Annotated in this window: 28 protein-coding genes and 1 pseudogene; 24 read left to right on the top strand and 5 right to left on the bottom strand. The window is 67.9% G+C overall.

What is annotated here, in order from left to right; genetic code table 11:
- Positions 1-70 precede the first annotated feature (70 nt).
- The 10 genes from AC07NI_RS13585 (at position 71) to AC07NI_RS13540 (ending at position 8007) form a co-directional block, all read left to right on the top strand.
- A complete protein-coding gene (locus tag AC07NI_RS13585; protein WP_494619838.1) occupies positions 71-631 on the top strand; it encodes a DUF2939 domain-containing protein in 561 nt (186 codons plus the stop codon).
- On the top strand, positions 628-1191 hold the full coding sequence (locus tag AC07NI_RS13580; protein WP_494619836.1) for a hypothetical protein: 564 nt from the start codon (positions 628-630) through the stop codon (positions 1189-1191). The genes AC07NI_RS13585 and AC07NI_RS13580 overlap by 4 nt, the downstream gene beginning before the upstream one ends.
- Before the next feature lie 95 nt (positions 1192-1286).
- On the top strand, positions 1287-1643 hold the full coding sequence (locus AC07NI_RS13575; protein ID WP_494619834.1) for a YciI family protein: 357 nt from the start codon (positions 1287-1289) through the stop codon (positions 1641-1643).
- A gap of 42 nt (positions 1644-1685) precedes the next feature.
- A complete protein-coding gene (locus AC07NI_RS13570) occupies positions 1686-2471 on the top strand; it encodes a dienelactone hydrolase family protein (RefSeq protein WP_494619832.1) in 786 nt (261 codons plus the stop codon).
- Positions 2472-2571: 100 nt separating this feature from the next.
- The gene (gene rbfA / locus AC07NI_RS13565; protein ID WP_494619830.1) at positions 2572-3051 is read left to right on the top strand and encodes a 30S ribosome-binding factor RbfA; all 480 of its coding nucleotides are present in this window, start codon (positions 2572-2574) and stop codon (positions 3049-3051) included.
- Between the two features lie 2 nt (positions 3052-3053).
- Positions 3054-3986: a tRNA pseudouridine(55) synthase TruB gene (gene truB, locus AC07NI_RS13560; RefSeq protein WP_494619828.1), complete on the top strand. Its 933-nt coding sequence runs from the start codon at positions 3054-3056 to the stop codon at positions 3984-3986.
- A gap of 14 nt (positions 3987-4000) precedes the next feature.
- Entirely contained in the window at positions 4001-4270 is a 270-nt protein-coding gene (rpsO, locus tag AC07NI_RS13555; RefSeq protein WP_494619826.1) for a 30S ribosomal protein S15, read from the top strand.
- Positions 4271-4513: 243 nt separating this feature from the next.
- Positions 4514-6658, top strand: coding sequence for a polyribonucleotide nucleotidyltransferase (gene pnp / locus AC07NI_RS13550; RefSeq protein WP_494619824.1), 2145 nt, complete (start codon positions 4514-4516; stop codon positions 6656-6658).
- A gap of 129 nt (positions 6659-6787) precedes the next feature.
- Complete coding sequence (locus AC07NI_RS13545; RefSeq protein WP_494619823.1) at positions 6788-7045, top strand: hypothetical protein; 258 nt, start codon at positions 6788-6790, stop codon at positions 7043-7045.
- 125 nt (positions 7046-7170) lie between these two features.
- Positions 7171-8007, top strand: a complete 837-nt coding sequence (locus AC07NI_RS13540; protein ID WP_494619821.1) for an alpha/beta fold hydrolase — start codon at positions 7171-7173, stop codon at positions 8005-8007.
- Between the two features lie 179 nt (positions 8008-8186).
- Here AC07NI_RS13540 and AC07NI_RS13535 read toward each other — a convergent pair whose 3' ends face one another.
- Together AC07NI_RS13535 and AC07NI_RS13530 are read right to left on the bottom strand one after the other, a co-directional pair.
- Positions 8187-8885, bottom strand: a complete 699-nt coding sequence (locus AC07NI_RS13535; protein ID WP_494619819.1) for a ribonuclease T2 — start codon at positions 8883-8885, stop codon at positions 8187-8189.
- A 59-nt stretch (positions 8886-8944) separates the two neighbouring features.
- Positions 8945-9577, bottom strand: a complete 633-nt coding sequence (locus AC07NI_RS13530) for a LysE family translocator (RefSeq protein ID WP_494619817.1) — start codon at positions 9575-9577, stop codon at positions 8945-8947.
- Between the two features lie 203 nt (positions 9578-9780).
- Here AC07NI_RS13530 and AC07NI_RS13525 point away from each other — a divergent pair, with 203 nt between their 5' ends.
- The 4 genes from AC07NI_RS13525 (at position 9781) to AC07NI_RS13510 (ending at position 17468) form a co-directional block, all read left to right on the top strand.
- Entirely contained in the window at positions 9781-12129 is a 2349-nt protein-coding gene (locus AC07NI_RS13525) for a TonB-dependent receptor (protein ID WP_494619814.1), read from the top strand.
- 144 nt (positions 12130-12273) lie between these two features.
- Positions 12274-12957 carry a Fe2+-dependent dioxygenase gene (locus tag AC07NI_RS13520; protein ID WP_494619812.1) on the top strand — a complete coding sequence of 228 codons (684 nt, stop codon included), beginning with the start codon at positions 12274-12276 and terminating at the stop codon, positions 12955-12957.
- 102 nt (positions 12958-13059) lie between these two features.
- Complete coding sequence (locus AC07NI_RS13515; protein ID WP_494619808.1) at positions 13060-15768, top strand: PAS domain S-box protein; 2709 nt, start codon at positions 13060-13062, stop codon at positions 15766-15768.
- A 59-nt stretch (positions 15769-15827) separates the two neighbouring features.
- Entirely contained in the window at positions 15828-17468 is a 1641-nt protein-coding gene (locus AC07NI_RS13510; protein WP_494619803.1) for an MFS transporter, read from the top strand.
- Here AC07NI_RS13510 and AC07NI_RS13505 read toward each other — a convergent pair.
- Entirely contained in the window at positions 17465-18358 is an 894-nt protein-coding gene (locus tag AC07NI_RS13505) for an NAD(P)-dependent oxidoreductase (protein ID WP_494619800.1), read from the bottom strand. The genes AC07NI_RS13510 and AC07NI_RS13505 overlap by 4 nt on opposite strands.
- Before the next feature lie 16 nt (positions 18359-18374).
- Positions 18375-18689, bottom strand: a complete 315-nt coding sequence (locus AC07NI_RS13500; protein WP_494619796.1) for an MliC family protein — start codon at positions 18687-18689, stop codon at positions 18375-18377.
- Positions 18690-18842: 153 nt separating this feature from the next.
- Here AC07NI_RS13500 and AC07NI_RS13495 point away from each other — a divergent pair, with 153 nt between their 5' ends.
- The 7 genes and pseudogenes from AC07NI_RS13495 to AC07NI_RS13465 all read left to right on the top strand — a co-directional run bounded on the left by AC07NI_RS13495 (position 18843) and on the right by AC07NI_RS13465 (position 23077).
- Positions 18843-19373 (top strand): (2Fe-2S)-binding protein, encoded by a 531-nt coding sequence (locus AC07NI_RS13495; protein ID WP_494619794.1) that lies wholly within the window; start codon positions 18843-18845, stop codon positions 19371-19373.
- Positions 19370-21538, top strand: coding sequence for a xanthine dehydrogenase family protein molybdopterin-binding subunit (locus AC07NI_RS13490; protein ID WP_494619792.1), 2169 nt, complete (start codon positions 19370-19372; stop codon positions 21536-21538). Before AC07NI_RS13495 ends, AC07NI_RS13490 begins: the two co-directional genes overlap by 4 nt.
- A 62-nt stretch (positions 21539-21600) precedes the next feature.
- Positions 21601-21780: pseudogene (locus tag AC07NI_RS13485) on the top strand (LuxR C-terminal-related transcriptional regulator); the annotation flags it as partial.
- Positions 21781-21904: 124 nt separating this feature from the next.
- The gene (locus tag AC07NI_RS13480; protein WP_494620532.1) at positions 21905-22168 is read left to right on the top strand and encodes a hypothetical protein; all 264 of its coding nucleotides are present in this window, start codon (positions 21905-21907) and stop codon (positions 22166-22168) included.
- Positions 22165-22299, top strand: coding sequence for a hypothetical protein (locus tag AC07NI_RS13475; protein WP_494620559.1), 135 nt, complete (start codon positions 22165-22167; stop codon positions 22297-22299). Before AC07NI_RS13480 ends, AC07NI_RS13475 begins: the two co-directional genes overlap by 4 nt.
- Positions 22300-22446: 147 nt before the next feature.
- Positions 22447-22875: a hypothetical protein gene (locus AC07NI_RS13470; protein ID WP_494619789.1), complete on the top strand. Its 429-nt coding sequence runs from the start codon at positions 22447-22449 to the stop codon at positions 22873-22875.
- Entirely contained in the window at positions 22853-23077 is a 225-nt protein-coding gene (locus AC07NI_RS13465; RefSeq protein ID WP_494619786.1) for a hypothetical protein, read from the top strand. Before AC07NI_RS13470 ends, AC07NI_RS13465 begins: the two co-directional genes overlap by 23 nt.
- A 46-nt stretch (positions 23078-23123) precedes the next feature.
- Here the strand turns inward: AC07NI_RS13465 and AC07NI_RS13460 are convergent, their stop codons facing one another.
- A complete protein-coding gene (locus AC07NI_RS13460; RefSeq protein WP_494619783.1) occupies positions 23124-23744 on the bottom strand; it encodes a nucleotidyltransferase family protein in 621 nt (206 codons plus the stop codon).
- A 30-nt stretch (positions 23745-23774) separates the two neighbouring features.
- On the opposite strand from AC07NI_RS13460, the gene moaA reads away from it, so the two are divergent.
- The 3 genes from moaA to AC07NI_RS13445 are packed head-to-tail and all read left to right on the top strand — an operon-like array spanning position 23775 to position 25477.
- Positions 23775-24803, top strand: coding sequence for a GTP 3',8-cyclase MoaA (moaA, locus tag AC07NI_RS13455; protein WP_494619779.1), 1029 nt, complete (start codon positions 23775-23777; stop codon positions 24801-24803).
- A gap of 3 nt (positions 24804-24806) precedes the next feature.
- Complete coding sequence (locus AC07NI_RS13450; RefSeq protein ID WP_494619777.1) at positions 24807-25037, top strand: MoaD/ThiS family protein; 231 nt, start codon at positions 24807-24809, stop codon at positions 25035-25037.
- On the top strand, positions 25034-25477 hold the full coding sequence (locus AC07NI_RS13445) for a molybdenum cofactor biosynthesis protein MoaE (protein WP_494619774.1): 444 nt from the start codon (positions 25034-25036) through the stop codon (positions 25475-25477). Before AC07NI_RS13450 ends, AC07NI_RS13445 begins: the two co-directional genes overlap by 4 nt.
- Positions 25478-25483: the final 6 nt, after the last annotated feature.

Raw genomic sequence — 25483 nt, 5'->3', positions numbered from 1 at the left:
GAGTTGGTCGCGAGATCGAAAAGTTAGAGGGCGCGGATCGCAAGGTCCGCGCCCTTTGTCTTTGGGCGGCATGGCCAGACTGGAAATCGCCCCAATCCCGAGCTACGCCTTCCGCATGCGTATCAAGGCTATCCTCGCTCTCACCGCAGTCGCCGCATCGCTCGGGGCCTGCGCGACCGTGAACCGTCTCGATGCCGGGGGCGACGTGCACGAGTTGCTGGTCGCCATCCGTGACAACGACCGCGCGACCTTCGAGGCCCATGTCGATCGGCGGGCGCTGAAATACCAGATCGAGACGCGGCTGATGGAGGAGGCGAGGCAGCGCGGCGGCTCCAGCAATGGCGTCATGGCCCTGGCCGCCCTGGCGGCGGGGCCTCTGGCCGACGCGGCCGGCGAGGCGCTGATCCGGCCCGAGACCTTCCACGCGGCCGCCAACTACTACGGCTATACGCCTGACCGGCCGATCCCGGGCCGGGTGGCGATCGCCAGCATGCTGCGGCCCACCGGCGATGGCCGGGTCTGCGCGGCCAAGAAGGACGGCCCCTGCCTGCTGACCTTCACCCAGGAAGGGACGACCTGGCGTCTGACCAGCTTCGACGCCGAGGCCGCGAACCTGCACCTGAAACGATGAAGCCAGCGATCTGGGGGGGCGTCGCCCTGGCCCTGGCGGCGACGGCCGCTTCGGCCGAAACGCGGATGTTCTCGTACGACCCGATCTCGCCGGACGCCAAGCGGCTGACGGGCGCGGGCGTGACGATCCTGTTCAAGGAAGGCTTCATGGGCGCCAGCCGGCCGATCAAGGTGCTGGCCACCGGCGTGCCGGCCGAGGCGCGGCTGAAGGACGGTCGCCAGAAGGACCTCGGCCCTGGCGGTCTGGGCGCCATGGAAGGCGTCGACGCCGACGCCTCGCTCTACGAGGTCGACGCCACGGCGGCCCAGGGCAAGATCTATGTCCGCGCCTTCTGCCCCGGTTCGACCCGGCTGTGGCTGTCGTTCAGCACCATCGCCCTGCGCCGCGACCTGCGGATCCAGGCGTTCGGCAACGACCCGAAGGAAGACGGCAAGGCCCGCGTCTGCGGCACGCTGGACTTCTCGTACCGCGGCGAATGGCGGCTGCCGCGGAAGCACGACGGTCCGGACCCGATGTCGGACTGGACCGACAGTCCGCAGCATCCCGACACAACCAACTAAGCCTTACGTTCAAGAATTTCCGCCGCGCATGTCGCAACAAGGGAAGCTGGCGCGTCTTTAAGGACAGAGCCGGTTGTTCCGGCGGGAGACGCACGATGCGGTTCATGGTGCTGCTGAAGGTCGAAGCTGACGTCGGTCCAGAGCTGGGCCAGGCGATGCGCGACTACGACGCTGAGCTGACGCGGGCGGGTGTCGCCGACCGGGCGCGGCTGTCGGCCCGTGGCGCGCGGATGGAAGCCGATGCCTCCGCCGAAGGCCGCACCCTCGCCGGCTTCTGGGTCTTCGACGTCGCCTCCCGCGAGGACGCCGCCGCCTGGGTGCGCCGTTGTCCCGCCCCGGCCGACGGCTCGGCCGAGATCGAGATCCGCCTGCTGCTCGAGCCCGGCGACCTTTCCGAACGTCCCGAGCAGGGCAAGCCCCGGCCTGTCTGGGAGCGGGCGATGGCCTTCTGATCCAGCCCGGTCTAGCCTTCCCGAAACAAAGAGGGGCGGGGCATGGCGGACGATGTGCTGGCGGGGTTCGAGCGTTTCGACTTCGACGACGGGCGCTGGACGCGCGAGGTCTACAGGATCGGCTCCGGGCCGGCGGTGATCGTCATCCACGAGGTGCCGGGCCTGCATCCTGGCGTGCTGGCCTTCGCCCGGGATCTGGCCGCGTCGGGCCTGACCGCCTACTGCCCCAGCCTGTTCGGCAAGCCGGCCAAGCCGGTGACGCGCGGCTACGCGATCGGCGTGATCCTCAAGAACATCTGCGTGCGGCGCGAGTTCAGCGTCTGGAAGGACGGCCGTTCCAGCCCGATCGTCGACTGGCTGAGAGCCTTGGCTCGCAAGGCGCACGAAAACTGCGGCGGCAAGGGCGTCGGCGCGGTCGGCATGTGCTTCACCGGCGGCTTCGCTCTGGCGATGATGACCGAGCCGGCCGTGGTGGCTCCAGTGCTGTCCCAGCCCTCGCTGCCGCTGAAGGACAAGGGCGGTCTCGACTGTTCGGCCTCGGAACTGGCCTGCGCCAAGCGGCGGTTCAAGGACGAGGACCTGTCGCTGCTGGCCCTGCGCTTTTCCTCAGACAAGCTGGTGCCCGACGCCCGCATCGCGCGGCTGAAGGCCGAGTTCGGCGACAAGGTCGAGGTGGTCGAGCTGGCGGATGAAGACGCCGCGCCGGGCGTGCCGATGGACCCGCATTCGGTGCTGACCCTTCACCTGCACCGCTCGGTTCCCGACAGCGGCAGCATGAAGGCGCGCGACAAGGTGATCGCGTTCTTCAAGGCGCGGGTAGGGGCGTAAGGCTGGACTTCCGGGCCCGACAGGCCTAGACACCCCGCCTTCCGATTTTCCCCGCGCACCGGCGTTCGATCCGCCGGCCGGGCCACAAGGATTCCGCGCCATGAAGCGCCTCTCGGGCCCCAAACAGGCCGACACCAAGAAGGGCCCCGCGGGCCCCTCGCAACGCCAGCTCCGCGCCGGTGAACTGATCCGTCACGCCCTGGTCGATGTCTTCCGCGAGGAAGGCCTGGCCGATCCGGTGCTGGTCAACGTCTCGTTCACGGTGTCCGAAGTGCGGATGAGCCCCGACCTGCGGCACGCCGTCTGCTTCGTCGAGCCGCTCGGCGCCGGCTTGAAGGGCGAGATCGGCCGCGGGGACGAGGACATCAAGGAAGTCATGAAGGCCCTGAACCGCGGGGCGAGCTTCCTGCGCGGGCGCCTGGGCAAGCTGATCGACATGAAGTTCACGCCGGACCTGAAGTTCATCCACGACGAGAGCTTCGGCGCCGCGGCCCATATGGACCGCCTGTTCGACGATCCGCGCGTCCAGCAGGACGTCCGCACCCTCGCGGACGTGGCCGGCGAAGACGACGAGAGCTAAGCATGGCGCGCCGCAAGAAGGGTGACGCCGTCTCGGGCTGGATCTGCCTGGACAAGCCCTACGACCTGACCTCGACCACGGCCGTCTCCAAGGTGCGCCGCGCGTTCAACGCCCAGAAGGGCGGCCACGCGGGCACGCTGGACCCGCTGGCCACCGGCATCCTGCCGATCGCGCTGGGCGAGGCGACCAAGACCGTCCCGTTCCTGATGGACGCCGACAAGGCCTATCGCTTCACCATCGCCTGGGGCCGCGACACCACGACGCTGGACCGCGAGGGCGAGACGACCGCGACGTCTGACGTGCGCCCGACCCGCGACCAGGTTGAAGCTGCGCTTCCCGCCTTCATCGGCGAGGTCGACCAGATCCCGCCGAACTTCTCGGCCATCAAGGTCGACGGCGAGCGCGCCTATGATCTGGCCCGCGACGGGGTCGAGTTCGAGCTGCCGACCCGGAAAGTGAACATCTTCGCCCTGCGCGTGACCGAGCAGGCCGACGCCGATCACGTCACCCTGGAGATGGAATGCGGCAAGGGCACCTATGTCCGCGCCGTGGTCCGCGACCTGGCCAAGGCGCTGGGAACCTGCGGTTACGTCGCCGAGCTGCGCCGGACGCGGGTGGGCCGGTTTACCGAGAGTGGCTCGATATCGCTGGAAACCCTTGAGAATTTGAGCTATGAGGCCCGGCTGTCGGAGGCATTGCTTCCGGTCGAGACCGCGCTGGACGACATCCCGGCGTTGGCCGTGACCGATGAAGACGCCTTCCGGCTTGCACAGGGACGCGCCATCGTCCTGCTTCCGCGTCAGGTTGAAACGCTGAAAGCCGAGCTTCCGCCCGGCGATCGCACCGTTTCAGCCATGTCCGGGGACAGACTGGTGGCCTTGTGCGAGATGCGCGCCGGGAAGCTCAATCCGGTGCGGGTCTTCCAACTCACCTGAGCGGAGACAACCCGATGTCGATCACCATCGAGCGCAAGAGCGCTCTCATCGCCGAACACGCCCGCACCGAAGGCGACACCGGCAGCGCTGAAGTCCAGGTCGCGATCCTCTCGGAGCGCATCTCGAACCTGACCGAGCACTTCAAGACGCACAAGAAGGACAACCACAGCCGTCGTGGCCTGCTGAAGCTGGTTTCCCAGCGTCGCCGGCTTCTCGACCACCTGAAGAAGTCCGACGTGGCCCGTTACCAGTCCCTGATCGAAAAGCTGGGTCTGCGTCGCTAAGGCACAATTCGGCCGCTCTGCTTTCGTAGAGCGGCCGAATGCTTTTCCAGCCTTCGTTTCGAGACAGGCCGAAACGAAAGGTTGTCGCGGATCCGCTGTATGCGCGATCCGAACACGCAAGCCGGAGATCACGATCTTCGGACGCCTGTCGAACTGGATGAGGAAATCTCGGGACCGCCCTTCGGCCGCCCGCCCCTGTCCGTCCTGAAGGAAATGGGTCCTTCGGAACCGAAAGAAGCAAAAATGTTCGATATCAAGCGCAAGACGATCGAGTGGGGCGGCAAGACGCTCGTCCTCGAAACCGGTCGCATCGCCCGTCAAGCCGACGGCGCCGTTCTGGCCACCATGGGCGAAACCGTCGTTCTGGCCACCGCCGTGTTCGCCAAGAAGGCGAAGCCCGGCCAAGATTTCTTCCCGCTGACGGTCAACTACCAAGAAAAGACCTTCGCGGCCGGCAAGATCCCCGGCGGCTTCTTCAAGCGTGAAGGCCGTCCGTCGGAAAAGGAAACCCTGGTTTCCCGCCTGATCGACCGTCCGATCCGCCCGCTGTTCGTCAAGGGCTTCAAGAACGAAGTCCAGGTCGTCGTCACCGTGCTGCAGCACGACCTCGAGAACGATCCCGACATCCTGGGCATGGTGGCCGCCTCGGCCGCCCTGGTCCTGTCGGGCGCCCCGTTCATGGGCCCGATCGGCGCCGCGCGCGTCGGTTACATTGACGGCGGCTACGTGCTGAACCCGACGCTCGAAGAGCTGAAGGAAAGCAAGATGGACCTGGTCGTCGCCGGTACGACCGAAGCCGTCATGATGGTCGAAAGCGAAATCCAGGAGCTCTCGGAAGAGATCGTCCTGGGCGGCGTCAACTTCGCCCACAAGGAAATGCAGACGGTGATCGACGCGATCATCGAGCTGGCCGAGCACGCGGCCAAGGAGCCCTTCGACTTCCAACCGGAAGACACCGACGCCCTGAAGGCCGAAGTGAAGAAGGCCGTCGGCCAAGACCTGGCCGACGCCTACAAGATCCAAGCCAAGGGCGACCGCGTCGCCGCGCTGGGCGCCGCCAAGACCAAGGCCATCGAGACCTTCGCCAAGAGCGACACCAACCCGGCCGGCATCGACCCGCTGAAGCTGGTCTCGGTCTTCAAGGAACTGGAAGCCGACATCGTCCGTCGCTCGATCCTGGACACCGGCATCCGCATCGACGGCCGCACCGTCGACAAGGTGCGTCCGATCCTGGGTGAAGTCGGCATCCTGCCGCGCACGCACGGCTCGGCCCTGTTCACCCGCGGCGAGACCCAGGCGATCGTGGTCGCCACCCTGGGCACCGGCGACGACGAGCAGTTCATCGACGCCCTGGAAGGCACCTACAAGGAATCCTTCCTGCTGCACTACAACTTCCCTCCCTACAGCGTCGGTGAAACCGGCCGTATGGGCAGCCCGGGCCGCCGCGAAATCGGCCACGGCAAGCTGGCCTGGCGCGCCCTGCGCCCGATGCTGCCGGCCAAGGAAGACTTCCCCTACACGATCCGCCTGGTCTCGGAGATCACCGAGTCGAACGGTTCGTCCTCGATGGCCACGGTCTGCGGTTCGTCGCTGGCCATGATGGACGCCGGCGTGCCGCTGATCCGTCCGGTCTCGGGCATCGCCATGGGTCTGATCCTGGAAAAGGACGGCTTCGCGGTTCTGTCGGACATCCTGGGTGACGAAGATCACCTGGGCGACATGGACTTCAAGGTCGCCGGCACCAGCGAAGGCCTGACCTCGCTGCAGATGGACATCAAGATCGCCGGCATCACGCCCGCGATCATGGAGCAGGCCCTGGCTCAAGCTAAGGGTGGCCGCGAGCACATCCTCGGCGAAATGAACAAGGCCATGGACGCCCCGCGTGAAGAGGTCGGCGACTTCGCTCCGAAGATCGAGACCATCACCATCCCGACCGACAAGATCCGTGAAGTGATCGGTTCGGGCGGCAAGGTGATCCGCGAGATCGTCGCCACCACCGGCGCCAAGGTCGACATCAACGACGAAGGCACCGTGAAGGTCTCGGCCTCGGACGGCGCCAAGATCAAGGCCGCGATCGACTGGATCAAGTCGATCACCGACGAAGCCGAAGTGGGCAAGATCTACGACGGCAAGGTCGTGAAGGTCGTCGATTTCGGCGCCTTCGTGAACTTCTTCGGCGCCAAGGACGGTCTCGTCCACGTCAGCCAGATCAGCAACGAACGCGTCGCCAAGCCGTCGGACGTGCTGAAGGAAGGCCAGATCGTCAAGGTGAAGCTCCTGGGCTTCGACGATCGCGGCAAGACCAAGCTGTCGATGAAGGTCGTCGATCAAGAGACCGGCGAAGACCTGTCCAAGAAGGAAGCCGCTCCGGAAGACGCCGCGGAATAATCTCCGCGCTTCTGACGAAGTGACAGACTAAGCGAGCGGGCGGTTCCGAAAGGGGCCGCCCGTTTTGCGTTTCAGGCTTGCTGAAGTTGCCTCTTTGTTCCAATTTGGATTGAGGAACGGGAGGGAGCCATGGCCGACCACGTCGTGCAGTGCGCCGATTGTCGTGTCGACGTCCAGGTGGTGCGTGGCGACGGCGGCGAGGTCGCCCGATGCCCTGCCTGCTCGCGAACCGCCCCCAAGGACGAGGCGATCCGTGCGGCCCGCAGCGCGCTGATCGACGTCGTCATGCGCGATCTGAACGAGCCCCTGCGCGAGATCGTCCGCGCCAACCCCGCCCTCGGCTACCAGCCGGCTCAGCGCTACGATTGGGCGCTGAAGGGGTTCTAGAAGCACATAATAAGAAACGATGGATTTCCATAGTTTCCATATCCGCGACGATCGGTCGCGTCCATTCTCTCCTCATCGGAACAACGGAACGGGCCAGACGGCCTCCGAACAGAGGGATAACGGACATGACCAGCGGCTATTTCACCACCCAGGACGGCGCGCAGATCTTCTTCAAGGACTGGGGTCCCAAGACCGCCCAGCCGATCGTCTTCCACCATGGCTGGCCCCTGTCGTCGGACGACTGGGACGCCCAGATGATGTTCTTCCTGGCCAAGGGCTATCGCGTCATCGCCCATGACCGCCGTGGCCACGGCCGGTCCAGCCAGACCGACACCGGCAACGAGATGGACACCTACGCCGCCGACGTCATCGGCCTGGCCAAGCATCTGGACCTGAAGAACGCCATCCACATCGGTCACTCGACCGGCGGCGGCGAAGTCGCCCACTACGTGGCCCGCGCCGAGCCCGGCCGCGTCGCCAAGGCCGTGCTGGTCGGCGCGGTGACGCCGCTGATGCTGAAGACCGACGCCAATCCGGGCGGCCTGCCGCTGGAGGTGTTCGACGGCTTCCGCAATGGCACGGCCTACAACCGCGCCCAGTTCTTCCAGGATGTGGCCGCCGGCCCGTTCTACGGCTTCAACCGCGAGGGCGCGCAGGTCAGTCAGGGCGTGATCGACAACTGGTGGCGCCAGGGCATGATGGCCGGCGTCAAGGCGCTCTACGACTGTGTGGCCGCCTTCTCTGAGACCGACTTCACCCAGGACCTGAAGACCATCGACGTGCCGGTGCTGGTGCTGCACGGCGAGGACGACCAAGTCGTGCCGATCGACGCTTCGGCGCGCCAGGCGATCAAGCTGCTGAAGAATGGCACGCTGATCACCTATCCGGGCTTCCCGCACGGCATGGCGACCACGCAGGCCGAGACGATCAACAAGGACCTGCTGGCCTTCATCGAGGGCTAGAGCTTCGCACCCTTATCCCTCTCCCCTTGCGGGAGAGGGTGGCCGCCGAAGGCGGTCGGGTGAGGGGTTGAAGATGATATCCGCCGCGACAGCCTCACCGCCGTCGCGGCGGTTTTCGTTTGCGCGACCCCTCATCCGTCAGCTGCGCTGACACCTTCTCCCGCAAGGGGAGAAGGAGATTACCCCCGCGGCGTCACCCGCACCTGCGAGGCATCCGGGGCGCCGTTGCCGCCTCGGCAGGCGGCGGGCTTGAACTTCAGGTCCAGGCAGACCCAGACCTCGGTCAGGCGGCCGTCCTTGACGCGGACATTGAGGCCGTCGCGGGTCATGCCCTTGTTGTGCTTGAGGAAGGCGTCGCGGATCTGGCCGGCGGTCATGATCTCGCTGGCCGGAGCCAGGTCAGGGACGTTCAGGCCCTTACGGACCTTCTGGGCCTTCTTGAAATAGGCCTCGGGGCTGTCCCAATGGCACGTGCCGTGGGCCTGCCACTCGTGCTGCAGAAGCCAGGGCGAGGGGGTCATGCAGAGGTTGGCCTTCACCGTGGCCGGGCTCATCGGCGGGCTGGGCTTGCAGTAGCGTGGATGGACCTTGTCCGGACCGTTCGGCCACAGGCCGTGGACGGTGAAGCCGAAGCTGTTGTTCTGGCACTGGATGACCTTGTCCGACTCCGGGATGCCGGCGCGGCAGGCCTCGGGCGACCAGAACAGCGCCAGCAGATAGGCGGCGATCGGCACGTCGGGGTGGACCTCATCGGCCGGTGGGATCTCGGCCGGGGCCGGGATCACCTTGGGCGGCACCGCGCAGGCCTTGAGGCTGGACGCCTGGGCCCCGCTTGCGAGCGCGAGGACGGCGAGGGCGGTGGCGAGGGCGGTCTTCATGGCGGGCTCCAATTCACGGCGGATAGGCCCCCGCACCGCCACCGCCGTCAAGAGAAGGTCTAGCGACGCGCCTCGGTGGCCATCCGGACGGCCAGGCCGCCCAGCACCGTGGCCATCAGCCAGCGCTGGATCAGGGCGAAGCTGGGCCGCGTGGCCAGGAAGGTCGCGATGGTCCCGGCGGCCAGGCAGATGCTGGCGTTGACGCTCAGGCTGACGGCGATCTGGGTCAGGCCCAGGACCAGCGACTGGGTGAACACCCCGCCGTGCTCGGGCTTGATGAACTGCGGCAGCAGCGACAGGTACAGCATCGCCGCCTTGGGGTTCAGGATGTTGGTGACGAAGCCCATGGTGATCAGCTTGGCGGGGCTGTCCTTGGGCAGTTCGCGCACCTGGAACGGCGAGGCGCCGCCCGGCTTGATCGCCTGCCAGGCCAGCCAGGCCAGATACAGCGCGCCGCCGAAGCGCAGGATGTCGTAGGCGATCGGCGCGGCCATCAAGAGCGCGGTGATGCCCAGCGCCGCGCACAGCAGATAGACCACGAAGCCCGCCGCCGTGCCGATCAGCGACACGATCCCGGCCCAACGGCCCTGGCAGATCGAGCGGCTGACCAGATAGAGCATGTTCGGCCCAGGGGTCAGAGCCATGCCCAGGCACACCAGCGCGAAGGCGATCCAGGTCTTGGCGTCGGGCATGGGCGGACTCCGTTGCGAACGGCCCCGCTCTAGCACGTCGCGCGCTGTTCGGGGGCGGTCCACGCTCAAAGCGTCACTTTTCCGCCACATCCGCCGCAATTGAGAACGATTATCATTGCGACTGCCTTGCAGGATCGATAAGAACGCCTCGCAATTTCAAGACGGGCCCTTCCTCCCGGGCCCATCGGGGATCAAGGACGATCATGCGTAATCCGAACTCCGCCGGCGTTGTGAGCCGGCCTCGTCGCGCCTTGGGCGTCGCCGCCGTCGCCGGTCTGGCCGGCCTGGGCCTGGCGCACGCCGCCGCCGCCGCCGCTGAAGCCGACGCCGCCGCGCCGATCGCGACCGCCGCTTCCGCAGCCGCCCCGACCGCCGCTGATGACAAGACCGAGGTCTCGACCGTCAAGATCGACGCCCGCCGCGTCGCCGATCCCTCGTCGAGCAAGTTCACCGCTCCGCTGGTCGATACGCCCAAGTCGGTGACGGTCATCACGTCCAAGATCATCGAGCAGACCGCCGCCACCTCGCTGACGGACATCCTGCGCACTTCGCCGGGCATCACCTTCGGCGCCGGGGAGGGAGGTCAGCCTTTGGCTGACCGGCCGTTCATCCGCGGCGCCAGCTCGGCCAACAACATCTTCGTCGACGGCGTCCGCGACAGCGGCGGCCAGACCCGCGAGATCTTCAACCTCGAGCAGGTCGAGGTCGTGAAGGGCCCCGACAGCGCCTATAGCGGCCGGGGTTCGGGCGGCGGCAGCATCAACCTGTCGTCCAAGTCTCCGAAGGCCGACAGCTTCGCGCGCGGTTCGGTCGGCGTCGGCACCGACGCCTATGTCCGCGCCACGGCCGACCTCAACTACGCGATCAACGACAGCGTCGCGGTGCGCCTGAACGTGCTGGGCGCGCAGGGCAACACCCCGGGCCGCAAGGCCGTGGACTTCGACCGCTGGGGCATTGCGCCCTCGCTGGCCATCGGCCTGAACGGCGACACCCAGATCACGGTGGCCTACTACCACCTCGACACCAACCAGATGCCCGACTACGGCATCCCGCTGCTGACCAAGACCACCGAGCCGCGCACGGCCTCGGGCATCCTGAACGTCGACCGTCGCAGCTTCTACGGCATCAAGAGCCGCGACTTCCAGAAGACCAAGTCGGACATCGCCACCTTCGCCATCGACCACAAGATCGATGACGACCTGAATGTCCGCCAGGTGGTCCGCTACTCCAAGAGCGTCAACGACTACCTGGTCACCAACCCCGGCGACGGCGGCGCGGCCCAGTTCGTCCAGGGCCAGTGGTGGATGAAGCGCGGCACCAAGAGCCGCTGGAACCCGACCGAGACGGTCGCCGCGGTCACCGACCTGCACGGCAAGAAGACCTTCGCGGGCCTGCAGCACAGCTTCGACATCGGCATCGAGCTGAGCCGCGAGGAAAACCAGAACGCCAGCTACCTGCCTTACGGCACGACGACCTCGGCCTGCCCGACCGGCTTCACGATCGCCGCGGCGACCCTGACCAGCGTCGGCGGCGGCGACTGCACGCTCGTCTACAAGCCCAACGCCGACGACGTCTGGGTCGGCACCCTGAACAAGGGCCCGGTGACGCGCAACCTGACCAAGACCGCCGCCATCTACGGCTTCGACACCATCAAGTTCGGCGAGAAGGTCTCGCTGAACCTGGGCCTGCGCCACGACAGCTACGAGAGCAGCGGCGTCGACGCCTCGGCGACCAGCGCCAACGGCGTGGTCACCGGCGTGACCTACGTGCCGCGCGGCGGCAAGTGGGACTTCACCAACTACCAAGTCGGCCTGGTCTACAAGCCGACGGCCAGCTCCAGCATCTACGCCTCGTACGGCACGTCCTCGACGCCTCCGGGCATCTCGGGCGGCGACCAGAACAGCAACACCACCACGGGCACGGGCAACCTGGCCACGGTGCAGCTGGAGCCGGAGGACAGCACCAGCTACGAGCTGGGCGCCAAGGCCAACGTCTTCCACGACACGCTGGCGCTCTCGACGGCGATCTTCAAGACCACCCGCAAGAACGCCCAGATCCAGATCGACGCCAACACCTACGCCCAGGTCGGCGAGGTCGAGGTGAAGGGCTTCGAGCTCGGCTTCTCGGGCAATGTCACCCCGAAGTGGCAGGTGTTCGGCGGCTACACCTACATGGACAGCGAGCTGATCCGCGGCGCCTATACCGGCGTCAACCAGGGCGACCCGCTGGCCAACACGCCCAAGCACACCTTCTCGACCTTCACGACCTACAAGATCACCCGCCAGATCGCCTTGGGCGGCGGCGCCTACTACGTGTCGACCAGCTTCGGCGGCAACCAGGGCGGCGCCGGCGGCGGCGCCAACCGCGTCTATGCGCCGTCCTATACGCGCTATGACGCCTTCGCCTCGTGGACCATCAGCCCGAAGCTGGACCTGCAGCTGAACGTCCAGAACCTGACGGATGAACGCTACATTGCCCGCACCAACGGCGTGCACCACGCCGATCCGGCGCCTGGCCGCCAGGCGATCCTGACCTTCAACGTGAAGTACTAGTCCTCCCCGACTACCGGACTTCACGTTCCGCGCCCCGTCCGGCTACCCCATGGCCGGGCGGGGCGCTTTACGTTTGGGGCTGATCCGGATCAAAGAAGATGCGACACGCCGTGCTAGGAACGAGTCGCAATAAGGACGCGCCCGATGATGCTGCAAATCCCAGAGGTGCTGACCAAGGCCCAGGTCGCCGAGTGCCGGGCGATCCTGGACGCCGGCCCGTGGGTCGACGGCAACCTGACCTCGGGCTTCCAGGCCGCGCGGGCCAAGACCAACGAGCAGCTGCCGCAGGACAGCGATGCGGCCCGCACCGTCGGCGACGCGATCCTCCGCGCCCTGGACGCCAATCCGCTGTTCGTCTCGGCCGCCCTGCCGGAGTTCATCCTGCCGCCGATGTTCAACCGCTATGGCGAGGGCATGGGCTTCAAGGACCATGTCGACAACGCCATCCGCCGCGATCCGGTCAGCGGCCGTCGCCTGCGCACCGATCTGTCGGCCACGCTCTTCCTGGAGGAGCCGGAGAACTATGACGGTGGCGAGCTGGTGGTGAACGACCTCTATGGCGACCACGTCGTCAAGCTGTCGGCGGGGGACATGATCCTCTATCCCAGCTCCAGCCTGCACCACGTCACGCCGGTGACCCGCGGCCGCCGCACCGCCAGCTTCTTCTGGATTCAGAGCCTGATCCGCGACGACGCCAAGCGCACGATGCTGCTGGAGATGGACGTCGCCATCCAGCGCCTGGCCCGCAAGGTCGAGGCCGACGACGAGGGCGTCCTGTCGTTGACCGGCGTCTATCACAACCTGCTGCGCCAATGGGCTGAGGTCTGAAAATAACGTGCTTAATGAGCACGTTCGTGGAACATCGGTCGGCTTTGCGAACCATAAGTTTACGGTTGCGTTCCACGATCCGCCCAACTTGGCGGAGACCTGATGTCACAGGGGCGAGATAACGCAGGGGCCGATCGCGCGCCCTCGCCGTTTGGCGAGGCGGAAGCCGCGCGTTGGCTCTTCGACAACGCCAATGACCTCTTCACCGTGGTCTCGCCCGAGGGCCGCTTCGTCAGCGTCAACGGCGCCTGGACCACCCTGACGGGCTGGACCGCCGAGGAGCTGATCGGCCAGCCGACCTTGAAATTCTGCCATCCCGACAGCCAGGACGCCCTGATCGACAGCGGCCGGTGCATGCGGGAGTCCGGTTCGGTCGTCAACGAACTGCGGATCCGCTGCAAGGACGGTCGCACCGTGTGGGTGCAGGGCCGTTCGCGCCTGGGTCCAAACGGCGAAATGATCGGGCTGATGCACGACATCTCGGCCGAGGTAGCGACGCGGGCCGAGCTGGAATCGGCCCGACGCACCCGCGAGATCCTGGCCGAGGAAGCCGGCATCGGCATCTGGAGCTACGAGCCGGAAGGCGAGCGCATCGACTGGTCGCCGGACGTGCTGGCGCTGCTGGGCCTGTCGCCGGCCGACGTGTCGACGGCCGAACGGTTCCTGGCCCGCCTGCCCGACGACCAGCGCGAGCCGGTGCACGAGGCCTTCCGCCGCGCCACCCGCACGGGCGAGGGCGGGGCGGTCGAGTTCAGGCTGCGCGGCGACGACGGTCGCTGGCACACCTTCCGCAGCACCTATCGCGCCGGCGAGCGGCGCGGCCATCTGTTCGCCCTGAAGGGCATCACCCAGAACATCACCGACGTCGCCCGCAGCCGCGACAAGGCCATCTGGAGCGAGCGCCGGGCCCGCCGCCTGGTCGAGGACGCCCCGTTCGCGGTGGCGGTCTACGACGTGGACATGCGCCTGCGCCTGGTCAGCCCGCGCTTCCTGGAGATCTTCCGTTCGACCGAGGCCCAGGTCATCGGCAAGACCCTGACCGAGCTGACCAATGGCGGCCGTCGTCGCTTCGTGGCGGGGGTCACCCGGGCTCTTTCCGGAGAGGTCGTCGCCCGCCGCGAGGACCGCCTGTTCGACGCCGAGGGCGTGGAGCGCGCCTTCCGCTGGGAGGCCCGGCCCTGGCTGGACGGGACCGGTGAGATCGTCGGCGTCATCACCTATATGGACGACGTCACCGCCTTGACGGCGGCGCGGCGCGAGGCGCGGATCAACGCCCGCCGGCTGAAGGTCGCCCTGGGCGCGGCGCGGGCCGCCGTCTACGAGATTGACCACGAGGCCGAGACCTTCTGGGGCTCGCCCGAGTTCCACCGCATGATGGGCCGCCGGGTCGTCTATGACGACGTGCGCCAGGCCATCTGGCCGATGGTCCATCCCGAGGACCGCGCCCGGGTCTATGAGGGCGCCGTCGAATGGTGGCGCGCCGGCCTTGGCGGGACCCAGGAATACGACGTCCGCCTGATCTCGCCGCAAGGCGAGGCGCGCTGGGCCCGGATTTTCCACGACGTCCGCCGCAACACCCAGGGCATCGCCCGCAAGGCGGTCGGCCTGGTCCTCGACATCGACGAGAAGAAGAAGGCCGAGCTGGCCCTGATGGCCGCCGAGCGCGCCGCTCAGGCCGCCAACGAGGCCAAGGCCCAGTTCCTGGCCAACATGTCCCACGAGATCCGCACGCCGATGAACGGGGTGCTGGGGGTCATGCACGTGCTCAAGCGCGAGCTGCCCGCCGGCGACAGCGCCGACCTTCTGGGAGAGGCCCTGGCCGCTGGCCAGATGCTGTCGACCCTGCTGGACGACGTGATCGACATCTCCCGCATCGAGGCCGGGCGCCTGGACCTGAACCGCGAGCCGGTCGATCCGCGCGAGCTGGTCCGGGGCGTGGCCCGCCTGCTGGCCGGCCAGGCCTCGCACAAGGGACTGCGGCTGGAACTGGACCTGGCCGACGACCTGGGCTGGATCGAGACCGACCCGACCCGCGTGCGCCAGGCGCTGTTCAACCTGATCGGCAACGCCGTGAAGTTCACCCTGAAGGGCTCGGTGACTGTCCGGGGCCGCAAGGTCATGACGGCGGACGGTCCGCGTCTGGTCTTCGACGTGATCGACACCGGCATCGGCGTGCCGCTGGAGGCCCAGACCAGCCTGTTCGAGCGCTTCCAGCAGGCCGACGCCAGCACCACCCGCCGCTTCGGCGGCTCGGGCCTGGGTCTGGCCATCACCCGCAAGCTGGCCCAGATGCTGGGCGGCGAGGTGTCGTTCCGCTCGACGCCGGGCGAGGGCTCGACCTTCACCCTGACCATCGCCGCCCCGCCGGCGGTGGCCCCCAGCGTGGCCGAGCCTGACGGCGATGACCTGTTGGACGGTCTGAAGATCCTGGTGGTCGAGGACAATCCGACCAACCAGCTGGTCGCCCGCCGGATCCTGGAGCAGCTCGGAGCCAGCGTCAGCGTCGCCGACGACGGCGCGGCCGGCGTCGAGGCCGCGCGCGACGGGGCCTTCGACCTGATCTTGATGGACGTGCAGATGCCGGGCATGGACGGGCTGGAAGCCGCCCGCCGCATCCGCGCCCTGCCGGGGCCGGAAGCCCGCGCGCCGATCATCGCTTTGACCGCCAACGTCATGGCCCACCAGCGCGCGTCCTATCGCGCCGCCGGCATGGACGGGGTGGCCGCCAAGCCGATCTCGCCCGCCGCCCTGGTCGCCGAGATTGTCCGCTTGTCGCAAGGCTCGGCCGAGCGCGAGGGCGCCGTCGCCTAACCCCGTTCCCCCAAGGCCTGAACCACGCTAAGCAGGGCTAAAATACGGGGGGAACAAAGATGGCCGAAGCCGGTCAGGAACGCGCCTCGATGCGCACGGTGGTGGCGGCCTCGTCGGCCGGCACGGCTTTCGAATGGTATGACTTCTTCATCTTCGGCAGCCTGACCCAGGTCATCTCCAAGACCTTCTTCGCCGGCCTCAACGACACCGCCGGCTATATCGCCGCCCTGGCTTTGTTCGGCGTCGGCTTCGCGTTCCGGCCGCTGGGCGCGCTGGTGTTCGGCAAGATCGGCGACCAAGCCGGCCGCAAGGGCGCGTTCCTGGCCACGGTGCTGCTGATGGGCGGCGCGACCTTCGCCATCGCCTTCCTGCCGACCTATCAGCAAGCCGGCATCATCTCGCCGATCCTCTTGATCCTGATGCGCTGCGTGCAGGGCTTCGCCTTGGGCGGCGAATATGGCGGGGCGGCGATCTATGTCGCCGAGCACTCGCCCAAGAACCAGCGCGGCTGGTCGACCTCGTGGGTGCAGAGTTCCGCCGCCTTCGGCCTGTTCGGCGCGCTGCTGGTGATCATGGCCACCCGCGCCACGGTCGGCACGGAAGCTTTCGACGCCTGGGGCTGGCGCGTCCCGTTCGCCGTCTCGATCGGCCTCTTGGGCATCTCGGTCTGGATGCGGATGAAGCTGACCGAAAGCCCCGCCTTCACCGCCATGAAGGAAGAGGGCCAGGCCTCCAAGGCGCCCTATGCCGAGGCGTTCGGCCAGTGGAAGAACATGAAGCTGGTCATCCTGGCCTTCCTGTCGATGATGTGCGCCCAGGGCGGGGTCTGGTACACGACCTTCTTCTATTCCCAGACCTTCATGGAGAAGTTCCTGAAGGTCGACGCCGTCACCATCAACGGCGTGATGATGACCGCCACGGCGATCAGCGCGGTGTTCTACGTCGTGTTCGGCTGGCTGTCGGACAAGATCGGCCGCAAGCCGGTGATGCTGGGCGGCATGACTTTGGCCCTGCTGTTCTACTTCCCCGGCTTCCACTTGCTGGAAAAGGCCGCCAACCCGGCTCTGGCCGAGGCGACCGCCAAGTCACCGGTGGTGGTCGTGGCCGATCCCAAGGACTGCTCGCTGCAGTTCGACCCGGTCGGCAAGACCGCCTTCGTCACCTCGTGCGACATCATCAAGAGCGCCCTGGCCAACGCCGGGGTCTCCTACGCCAACGAGAAGGCTCCGGCCGGTTCGGTGGCGGTGATGAAGATCGGCGGCGCCGAGATCGTCTCCAAGAGCGCCAAAGGCCTTCCCAAGGCCGAGGTGAAGGCGGTGAAGACCGGCGTCGAAACGCAGATCAAGGCCGCCCTGGTCAAGGCCGGCTATCCGGCCAAGGCCGATCCCGCGCGGATGAACAAGCCGCTGATGCTGGCCGTGCTGTTCGTGTTCGTGCTCGGGGCCACGGCCCTGTTCGGCCCGCTGGCGGCCTGCCTGGTCGAGCTCTTCCCGACGCGGGTGCGCTACACGGCCCTGTCGCTGCCCTATCACATCGGCACCGGCTGGGTCGGCGGCTTCGTGCCGTTCTTCGCCTTCGCCATCGTGACGGCGGTCGGCAACATCTATGCTGGCCTCTGGTATCCGATCGCCTTCACCCTGATCAGCGTGCTGACCACGGCCTTCCTGCTGCCGGAGACCAAGGAGCGGCCGCTGGACTAGGCGGTCGCCGCCGGCAGAACTTCGACCGCGACGCCGGCCTGGGTCAGGGCGTGGACCATGGCCGGGTCGATGGCATGGGTGATCAGTCGGACGATCTGGCGGCCTTCGCGGGCCAACTGCACCAGGTGCTCGGCGTCGGCCCTTGAGGGATCGAGCCGGTCGACGTCGCGGCGGGCCATCTTGACGATCTCCGGGTCGGCGTCGCCGTCCAGGACCAGCACGTCGGCCGCGCCCAGGGCCCGGCTGGCGCGCAGGGTCAGGAGGTCGGCGGGACCCTTGCCGGCGATGAAGCGCACGAAGCCCTTGCGGGCTGAGCCCTTGGCCAGGGCTTCGCGGAAGAGCTGGCCGGCGCGGTCCATGTCGCCGTCGCGGGCGGCCTGGGCGGCCTCGCCCAGCACCGCGTCGCGCAGGAAGGCCCGGCGTTCGTGCAGAGCAGGCAGCGCGCCGCGCACCTCGCCCTGGAACTTCTGCAGCAGGGCGGCGACCCGGCCGGTGCCTTCCGGCACCTGGGCCTCGATGTCATTGCGCAGCATGGTGGCCAGCACCGGGGCCGAGCCGCCGGTGCCCACGGCCGCCACCACCTCGCCGCGGTCGATCACGGCCGGGGTGTTGAAGTCGCAGAGCGCGGGCCGGTCGACGACATTGACTAGCACCCGCGCCGCCCGCGCCGCGCCGGCGGCCGCCTGGATGAACACCTCGTCCTGGCTGGCGATGAAGGCCAGGATCGCGCCGGTATAGGAACCGGGCAGATAGGCGTCGTGACCTTCCAGCCGGATGATCGTGGCCGGCGAGCCCTCGAACAGGCGCGCCTTGGCGTCGGCGGCGTCGCCGGTTCCAGCGATCACCACCTTGCGGCCGGCCAGGGGGAAGTATGCGGGAAAGGAATCCAACGCGAAGTCCTCGAAACTATTGAGAGCGGCAGTCAGCGTACGGACCGCCGGGGAAACCCTTGAGCATGGCGTCGGCGCCCTTGCTCCAGAGCTCGGCGTCGCCGGCCGTGTAGCGCGCGCCGGAGGCCGAGCGGGCCAGCTTCAGGGTCTTGCTGACGCCGCCGGCGGTGACCACCACCTTCTTGCCGTGCAGGGCGTAGGCCGAGGTGAAGCGCTTGCCGGCCTTGCAGCCGTAGCGGATCGGCGCGTCGGTCGAGTCCATCGGGGCCACGGTGGCGCAGCCGGCCAGGACGACGGCCAGAACGGCGAGGGGAACAAGAACGCGGCGCAAGAGGAACCCTCCGTTCGGTGCGAGCGCGAGCATAGCGGGTTTCGAAGACGGCGCCCGCCCGCCTTCGCACCTGCGGAAGCGTTTTTACATTGCTGGACGTTCCCAAGAGACTGAACGGTGTTAGGTTTCCGGCAGCGCAGGAGATATCGACGCATGGCCGTGACCCTCGACATCAATGGCAAGCCGACCTCGATCCAGGCCTCGCCCGACACGCCGCTCCTGTGGGTGCTGCGCGACGAGCTAGGCATGACCGGCACGAAGTTCGGTTGCGGCATGGCCCAGTGCGGGGCCTGCACCGTGCATCTGGACGGCCAGCCGATCCGCTCGTGCGTGACGCCGATCGAGGCGGTCGGGACGGCCAAGATCACCACCATCGAGGGCCTGGGCGGCCAGCATCCGGTGCAACAGGCCTGGGTCCGGCATGACGTGCCGCAGTGCGGCTACTGCCAGTCGGGCCAGATCATGTCGGCCTGCGCGCTGCTGGCCCAGAAGCCCAAGCCCTCCGACGAGGACATCGACAACGCCATGGCCGGGAACATCTGCCGCTGCGGCGCCTATCAGCGCATCCGCGCGGCGATCAAGGACGCGGCCGACTTCGGCCCGCCCACCGGCGAGAAGCACGCGGACATCGACGAGGCCATCGTCGCTGGCTCTGGCGCCACCAACCGTGGAGCCGGCCGATGAACGCCCCCTTCAAGCCCGTCCCGACCCGCCGCGACGTCGTCGTCGCCTCGGCCCTGGTCGGCGGCACGCTGCTGGTCGGCTGCTCGCCCGCCGACATCATGAGCGCCGGCTCCAAGGTCGAGGTCGGCGCCTTTGGGCCCTTCATCAAGATCGCGCCCGACGGCGTGGTGACGGTGATCTCCAAGCACGTCGAGTTCGGCCAGGGCAACCACGCCGGCCTCGCGGCCATCGTCGCCGAGGAGCTGGACGCGGACTGGACCAAGGTCCAGGTCGAGCAGGCCCCGGCCAACGCCAAACTGTACGCTAACGGCGCCCTGGGCGCGCAGCTGACCGGCGGCTCGTCGGCGATCTCCAACTCGTGGGACCAGCTGCGCAAGGCCGGGGCCGGCGCGCGGGCCATGTTCGTCCAGGCCGCCGCCAACAAATGGAACGTCGCGGTCGGCGAGATCACGGTCAAGGACAGCGTCGTCACCCACACCTCGGGCAAGACCGCCGGCTTCGGCGAGCTGCTGGCCGACGCCGCCAAGGTCCCCGCCCCGACCGACGTCAAGCTGAAGGACCCCAAGACCTTCACCCTGATCGGCACCGACCGGGTGCGCCGCAAGGACGCCCAGATCAAGAGCGACGGCACCGCCCGCTACACCCAGGACGTCCGCCTGCCCGACATGCTGGTCGCGGTGGTCGCCCACGGCCCGCGCTTCGGGGCCAAGGTGAAGAGCTTCGACGCCGCCGAGGCCAAGAAGGTCGTCGGCGTGGTCGACGTCTACGAGATCCCGACCGGCGTGGCGGTGGTGGCGCAGAGCACCTACGCCGCCCGCATGGGCCGCGAGGCGCTGAAGGTCGAGTGGGACGAGGACAAGGCCGAGAAGCGTGGTTCGGCCGCCATCGCCCAGCTGTTCCACGATGTCGCCAGCGGCAAGAACACCGACACCAAGTGGGAAGGCTTCGACGTGCGCGGCGACGCCTCGGCGCTGGCTTCGGCCAAAGGCGCCAGCGTCTTCGAGACGACCTACGAGTTCCCGTACTTGGCCCACGCCACCATGGAGCCGATGAACTGCGTCGCGGCCGTGGACGGCAGCAAGGTCAAGCTGACCTTCGGCTCGCAGGGCCAGACCCTGGACCAGTTGGCCGCCGCCAAGATCGTCGGCTGCCTGCCAGGCTCGGTCGAGATCGAGACCCTGTTCGCCGGCGGCTCGTTCGGCCGTCGCGCCAACTTCCAGTCCGACTACGTGGCCGAGTGCGTCCACATCGCCAAGAAGGTCGGCAAGGGCCGGCCGGTGAAGCTGGTCTGGACTCGTGAGGACGACATGCGGGCCGGCTATTTCCGGCCGCTGACCGTCCACGCCGTGAAGGTGCAGCTGGACAAGGACGGCTATCCCGCCGCCTGGCGCCATCGGATCGTCAGCCAGTCGATCATGAAGGGCTCGCCGATGGGCGGCAAAGGCCCCGACCAGACCGCGATCGAGGGCACGGCCGGCTCGCCGTATCTTAAGGCCACGCCGATCGTCGACGCCCAGGTGGCGCTGCCCGACGTTGGGGTGCCGGTGCTGTGGTGGCGCTCGGTCGGCGCGACCCACACCGCCTTCGTCATGGAGCACACCATCGACCAGCTGGCCGCCAAGGCCGGCAAGGACCCGATCGAATATCGCCGGGCGCTCTACACGAAAGCCGGGGCCGACCGGCACCTGGCCGCGCTGAACCTGGCGCTCGAGAAGGCCTCGGCCCCGACGGTCGGCTGGACGCGCGGCGTAGCGGTGCACGAGAGCTTCGGCTCGGTCGTCGCCCAGGTCGCCGAGGTCAAGGTCGAGAACGGGACCCCGCGCGTCGGCCGGGTGGTCACCGCCATCGACTGCGGCGTCGCCGTCTCGCCCGACCAGATCGCGGCGCAGATGGAAGGCGGCACCTGCTACGGCCTGTCGGGCTTCCTGTTCGGCGAGGTCACGCTCACCGACGGCCAGGTCGATCAGAGCAATTTCGACACCTACCGCGTGCTGCGGATCAACGAGGCGCCGACGGTCGAGACCAACATCGTCCCCTCCGGCAATCCGCCCAGCGGGGTCGGCGAGCCCGGCACGCCGGTGATCGGCCCGGCCGTGGCTAACGCCCTGTTCGCCCTGAACAAGACCGCGACCACGCGCCTGCCGTTCGTTCGATCTGGAACCTGATTTGGCACAATTACCCGTTCTGCTCGGTAGACGGGAACAATTGGGCCGCCCATCTTGGGCGCATGGTTCAGAGCGTCAGTACCGCGTTTGAAAAGCTGACCCCGCGCGAGCGGGAGATCCTGCGGCTGATCGCGGCGCATCTCCAGTCCAAGGAGATCGCCCGGGCGCTTAACCTGTCGCCCAAGACCGTCGAGATGCACGTGCTCAGCGCCCGCCGGCGCCTGTCGGGCATGAGCCGCCGCGACGCGGCCCTGGCCTTCGTGGCCTGGGAGGGCGGCGACCCCGGTAACGACTACCGTAGGCAGCCAGACTCTCTGGCAGCGCTTACCGACCTGCCGCCTTCTGATCGCAAGATCGGAAGCGACGATGAACGAGCACAGCCCGACCCATACCGCCCCTTCCACGAGCCCGAACGGCTTCGTGACCAGCTGGGGTTCGCTGGAGGACTGCCTGACCTTGCTGGCGGGGACGCCGGAGCGCGGCGCCCTGGTGCCGGAGACGGTGTCGGCCCTGCGCAAGGCCCAGGCGACTGGCGAGCCGTCCTCGCGGACCTTGTTGAGGGTCCTGGCGGCGACGGCGTTCCTGGCGGACGACCGGCCGCTCAGCGGCGGGACTGGCGCCATGAGTTGACCAACGCCCAGTGGCTCGGCCTGATCCTGGTGGTGACGGCCGTGACCGCGGTGCTGCTGGCGGTGACCACCATCGGCCTGCACCACTTCATCAAGGCGGTCGAACGGATCATGGCGCCGCACTACAGCTAGGCCCCGGTCCGCTCTTCTCTCCGAAATCCCAGCGTCCCCAACGTGCGGCCCGCGCCGCGCGACAGGATTTCCTTTGCATGAAACGGTCTAGCGCCAGATCATCGGCCCTCCGCGACCACGGGGCGTCGTGTTCTTCGAGATCAGCGTTTGTTCGAATATCTCGCGTCCGTCAGCTACGTCGTCATGTGGGTGATCTGCGGCGTGGCCTTCTGGGTGGGCGACCGTCCGCTGAAGGCGACGGCCATGGCCAGCATCTTCTTCTGGAGCATCACCCCGCTGGTCAGCCACTGGTGGCAGGGCTGGAACCTGCCGGTGATCGTCGTCGATCTGAATGCGACGCTGGTCATGACCTGGATCTCGCTGAGGTGGCGGCGGCTGTGGAGCACTGTGATGGTGGCGCTCAGCTTCCTGCAGGTGCTGACGCCGTTCGTGGCCTACCCGGCGCACTTCCATCGGTTCTACTGGCAGAGCGCCTACGCCGTGCTGGGCTACCTGCTGCTGGTGGTCATGGTCGTCGCCACCGCGCTGACCGTGCGCGCGCGAGGGCGCGGCCATGAAGGAGCACTTCGATCCTGACCTCGACGCGATCGCCGACGCCGAGGACTCCGCCGAGTTCAAGCGCAGCGTGGTCGGGCTCAGCCATGATCACCGCCAGATCCTTCGGGTGCTGTTGCCCAAGCTGGCGGCTCTGCAGGAGCGCGGCGACTCCGCCGCCGCCCTGCGGCTGATCGCCGAGATCAAGCGCATCGTCATCAGCGAGGACTCACCGCTACACTGATCTAACGGGCGAAGGTCGTCGCCGGGCCTCGGGGGAGAGCCCGGCCTCAGCGGCCTTCGATGGCGCGGGCGAGGTCCTCGGGTCGATCCACGTCGAGGTGGATCCCCGGGTCTTGCACAGGGATCCGCGCCAACCGGGCGCCCGCGCTTTCCAAGAGGGCGCGGGCGCCTTCGTCTCCGGACAGCGCCCGCAGCGCCGGCAGCCAGGTCGCGCCGAACAGCACCGGGTGGCCGCGACGGCCCAGATACAGGGGTGCGACGATGTCGTGCGGGGTTTCCAAGGCCCGGGCCAGAAGGGCGGGCGTCGTTGGATCGACGGCCGGCATGTCGCCCAGGAACACGAAGACGCCCGCCGTGTCCTCTGGAAGGGCCGAGGCGGCGGCTCGTAGCGAGGCGCCCATGCCCTCGTCAGCGTCCTCGACGGGGACCACCACGAGGCGCTCGGAAGCCTTCAACCGCTGCGCCGTGCTCTCGACCGCCGCGCGCACGGCGGGATCGGCGACCGCCACGAACACACGCCGGACCGGCGACAGGAAGGCCGTGCGCAAGGCGTGAGCGACCAGCGGCGCGCCATCCAGCAGGGCGAGCAGTTTTCCGCCGCCGAAGCGCACGCCACGGCCGGCCGCCAGCACGATGGCGTCTAACCCGTTCGTATCGCTTTGCGTCATGGGCTCCAGCGCCTATTCTTACAGGCAGACATGACGCCCTATGACGACAGTCCAGCGCAAGCGGTTCACACGCCGACCCAGTTGATCGACGGGTTTGGCCGCGCCGTGACCTATCTGCGCGTCTCGGTCACCGACCGCTGCGACCTGCGTTGTCTCTACTGCATGTCCGAGCACATGACCTTCCTGCCGAAGGCCGAGGTGCTGACCCTTGAGGAGCTGGACCGCCTGGCCTCAACCTTTGTCGGTCTGGGCGTGCGCAAGTTGCGCCTGACCGGCGGCGAGCCGCTGGTGCGCAAGGGCTTCATGGACCTTGTCGCTAGCCTCTCGCGCCATCTGCGCACGGGGGCGCTGGATGAGCTGACCCTGACGACCAACGGCACCCAGCTGGAGCGCTTCGCCGCCGACCTCGCCCGTCACGGCGTGCGGCGGATCAATGTCTCGCTGGATACCCTCAAGCCCGACCTCTTCCGCACCCTGACGCGGGGCGGCGACCTGGAGCGGGTCATCGCCGGGATCGACGCGGCCCTGGCGGCCGGGATCGCGGTCAAGATCAACGCCGTGGCCCTGAAGGCCGACAACGCGGCCGAACTGCCGGACCTGATCCAGTGGGCCCACGCGCGCGGCTGCGACATGACCCTGATCGAGACCATGCCGATGGGCGAGGTCGACCAGGATCGCACCGACCAGTATCTGTCGCTGCAGGACGTCCGCCGCGATCTCTCCGCGTTCTGGACGCTGGAGGACATCCACCACGCCACCGGCGGCCCGGCCCGCTATGTGCGGGTGGCCGAGACCGGCGGGCGGCTGGGGCTGATCACTCCGCTCAGCAACCATTTCTGCGACACCTGCAACCGAGTGCGGCTGACCTGCACCGGCACCCTGCACACGTGCCTGGGCCGCGACGACGCCAGCGATCTGCGGGCGGTGATGCGCGGCGGGGCGACAGATGCGGAGCTGCGCGCGGCCATCTTCGCGGCGATCGGGTCCAAACCGAAGGGCCACGACTTCCAGATCGCCCGCCCGGCCGTGGCGCGGCACATGTCCACGACGGGCGGCTAGGCGATGGCGCGGGTGCTGCTGTTCGGACGCCTGGCCGACCAGGCCGGCTGGCGCGACCGCATGGTCGAGGCCGGGGATCTGGCGACGCTGCGGGACATCCTGTCGGCCGAACTTGGCGACGCTCTGACCGGTCCCGGCGTCCAGGTCGCTATCGACAAGACCATTGTGCGCGGCGAGGCGTCCCTGACCGCCGCGACCGAGGTCGCCTTCCTGCCGCCGATGAGCGGCGGATGATCGTCACCCTCACCGACCAGCCGTTCGAGCCCGGCGCGCTCGTCACCGCCTTTTGCGCCGATCGCCAGGAGACCGGCGCGGTCGCCACCTTCGTCGGCCTAGCCCGTGCGGAGCAGGGCGCTGCGGCGGCGCTGGAGCTGGAGGCCTATCCCGGCTTCACCGACACCGCGATCGGTGAGATCGCCCAGACGGCGATCGAACGGTTCAAGCTTCACGACGTCCATATCGTCCATCGTACGGGCCGCATCGGCCCTGGCGAGGCCATCGTCTTCGTCGCCACCGCCGCCGGCCATCGCCGCGAGGCCTTCGAGGCCTGCGACTTCCTGATGGACTACCTCAAGAGCCGGGCGCCCTTCTGGAAGAAGGAACACGGCCCGGACGGCGCGCGCTGGATCGAGCCGACGGACCGCGATAGGACCGACGCGCAACGCTGGGATTGAATGGAG

It is taken from the genome of Caulobacter sp. GW821-FHT10E02, from assembly GCF_059415225.1.
Note: the sequence above shows the minus strand (reverse complement) of the source record. Positions and strands in the feature narration are given on the sequence as shown.

What these genes read in the sequence shown, in the direction of transcription:
- AC07NI_RS13465 (WP_494619786.1), top strand. Translation starts at nt 22,853, where the DNA reads ATGAAGGAGCACTTCGATCCTGACCTCGACGCGATCGCCGACGCCGAG.
- AC07NI_RS13460 (WP_494619783.1), bottom strand. Translation starts at nt 23,744, where the DNA reads ATGACGCAAAGCGATACGAACGGGTTAGACGCCATCGTGCTGGCGGCC.
- AC07NI_RS13445 (WP_494619774.1), top strand. Translation starts at nt 25,034, where the DNA reads ATGATCGTCACCCTCACCGACCAGCCGTTCGAGCCCGGCGCGCTCGTC.
- AC07NI_RS13540 (WP_494619821.1), top strand. Translation starts at nt 7,171, where the DNA reads ATGACCAGCGGCTATTTCACCACCCAGGACGGCGCGCAGATCTTCTTC.
- rbfA (WP_494619830.1), top strand. Translation starts at nt 2,572, where the DNA reads ATGAAGCGCCTCTCGGGCCCCAAACAGGCCGACACCAAGAAGGGCCCC.
- AC07NI_RS13510 (WP_494619803.1), top strand. Translation starts at nt 15,828, where the DNA reads ATGGCCGAAGCCGGTCAGGAACGCGCCTCGATGCGCACGGTGGTGGCG.
- AC07NI_RS13495 (WP_494619794.1), top strand. Translation starts at nt 18,843, where the DNA reads ATGGCCGTGACCCTCGACATCAATGGCAAGCCGACCTCGATCCAGGCC.
- AC07NI_RS13545 (WP_494619823.1), top strand. Translation starts at nt 6,788, where the DNA reads ATGGCCGACCACGTCGTGCAGTGCGCCGATTGTCGTGTCGACGTCCAG.
- AC07NI_RS13535 (WP_494619819.1), bottom strand. Translation starts at nt 8,885, where the DNA reads ATGAAGACCGCCCTCGCCACCGCCCTCGCCGTCCTCGCGCTCGCAAGC.
- AC07NI_RS13480 (WP_494620532.1), top strand. Translation starts at nt 21,905, where the DNA reads ATGAACGAGCACAGCCCGACCCATACCGCCCCTTCCACGAGCCCGAAC.
- AC07NI_RS13585 (WP_494619838.1), top strand. Translation starts at nt 71, where the DNA reads ATGGCCAGACTGGAAATCGCCCCAATCCCGAGCTACGCCTTCCGCATG.
- truB (WP_494619828.1), top strand. Translation starts at nt 3,054, where the DNA reads ATGGCGCGCCGCAAGAAGGGTGACGCCGTCTCGGGCTGGATCTGCCTG.
- AC07NI_RS13580 (WP_494619836.1), top strand. Translation starts at nt 628, where the DNA reads ATGAAGCCAGCGATCTGGGGGGGCGTCGCCCTGGCCCTGGCGGCGACG.
- rpsO (WP_494619826.1), top strand. Translation starts at nt 4,001, where the DNA reads ATGTCGATCACCATCGAGCGCAAGAGCGCTCTCATCGCCGAACACGCC.
- AC07NI_RS13570 (WP_494619832.1), top strand. Translation starts at nt 1,686, where the DNA reads ATGGCGGACGATGTGCTGGCGGGGTTCGAGCGTTTCGACTTCGACGAC.
- AC07NI_RS13490 (WP_494619792.1), top strand. Translation starts at nt 19,370, where the DNA reads ATGAACGCCCCCTTCAAGCCCGTCCCGACCCGCCGCGACGTCGTCGTC.
- AC07NI_RS13515 (WP_494619808.1), top strand. Translation starts at nt 13,060, where the DNA reads ATGTCACAGGGGCGAGATAACGCAGGGGCCGATCGCGCGCCCTCGCCG.
- AC07NI_RS13520 (WP_494619812.1), top strand. Translation starts at nt 12,274, where the DNA reads ATGATGCTGCAAATCCCAGAGGTGCTGACCAAGGCCCAGGTCGCCGAG.
- AC07NI_RS13575 (WP_494619834.1), top strand. Translation starts at nt 1,287, where the DNA reads ATGCGGTTCATGGTGCTGCTGAAGGTCGAAGCTGACGTCGGTCCAGAG.
- pnp (WP_494619824.1), top strand. Translation starts at nt 4,514, where the DNA reads ATGTTCGATATCAAGCGCAAGACGATCGAGTGGGGCGGCAAGACGCTC.
- AC07NI_RS13450 (WP_494619777.1), top strand. Translation starts at nt 24,807, where the DNA reads ATGGCGCGGGTGCTGCTGTTCGGACGCCTGGCCGACCAGGCCGGCTGG.
- AC07NI_RS13530 (WP_494619817.1), bottom strand. Translation starts at nt 9,577, where the DNA reads ATGCCCGACGCCAAGACCTGGATCGCCTTCGCGCTGGTGTGCCTGGGC.
- moaA (WP_494619779.1), top strand. Translation starts at nt 23,775, where the DNA reads ATGACGCCCTATGACGACAGTCCAGCGCAAGCGGTTCACACGCCGACC.
- AC07NI_RS13525 (WP_494619814.1), top strand. Translation starts at nt 9,781, where the DNA reads ATGCGTAATCCGAACTCCGCCGGCGTTGTGAGCCGGCCTCGTCGCGCC.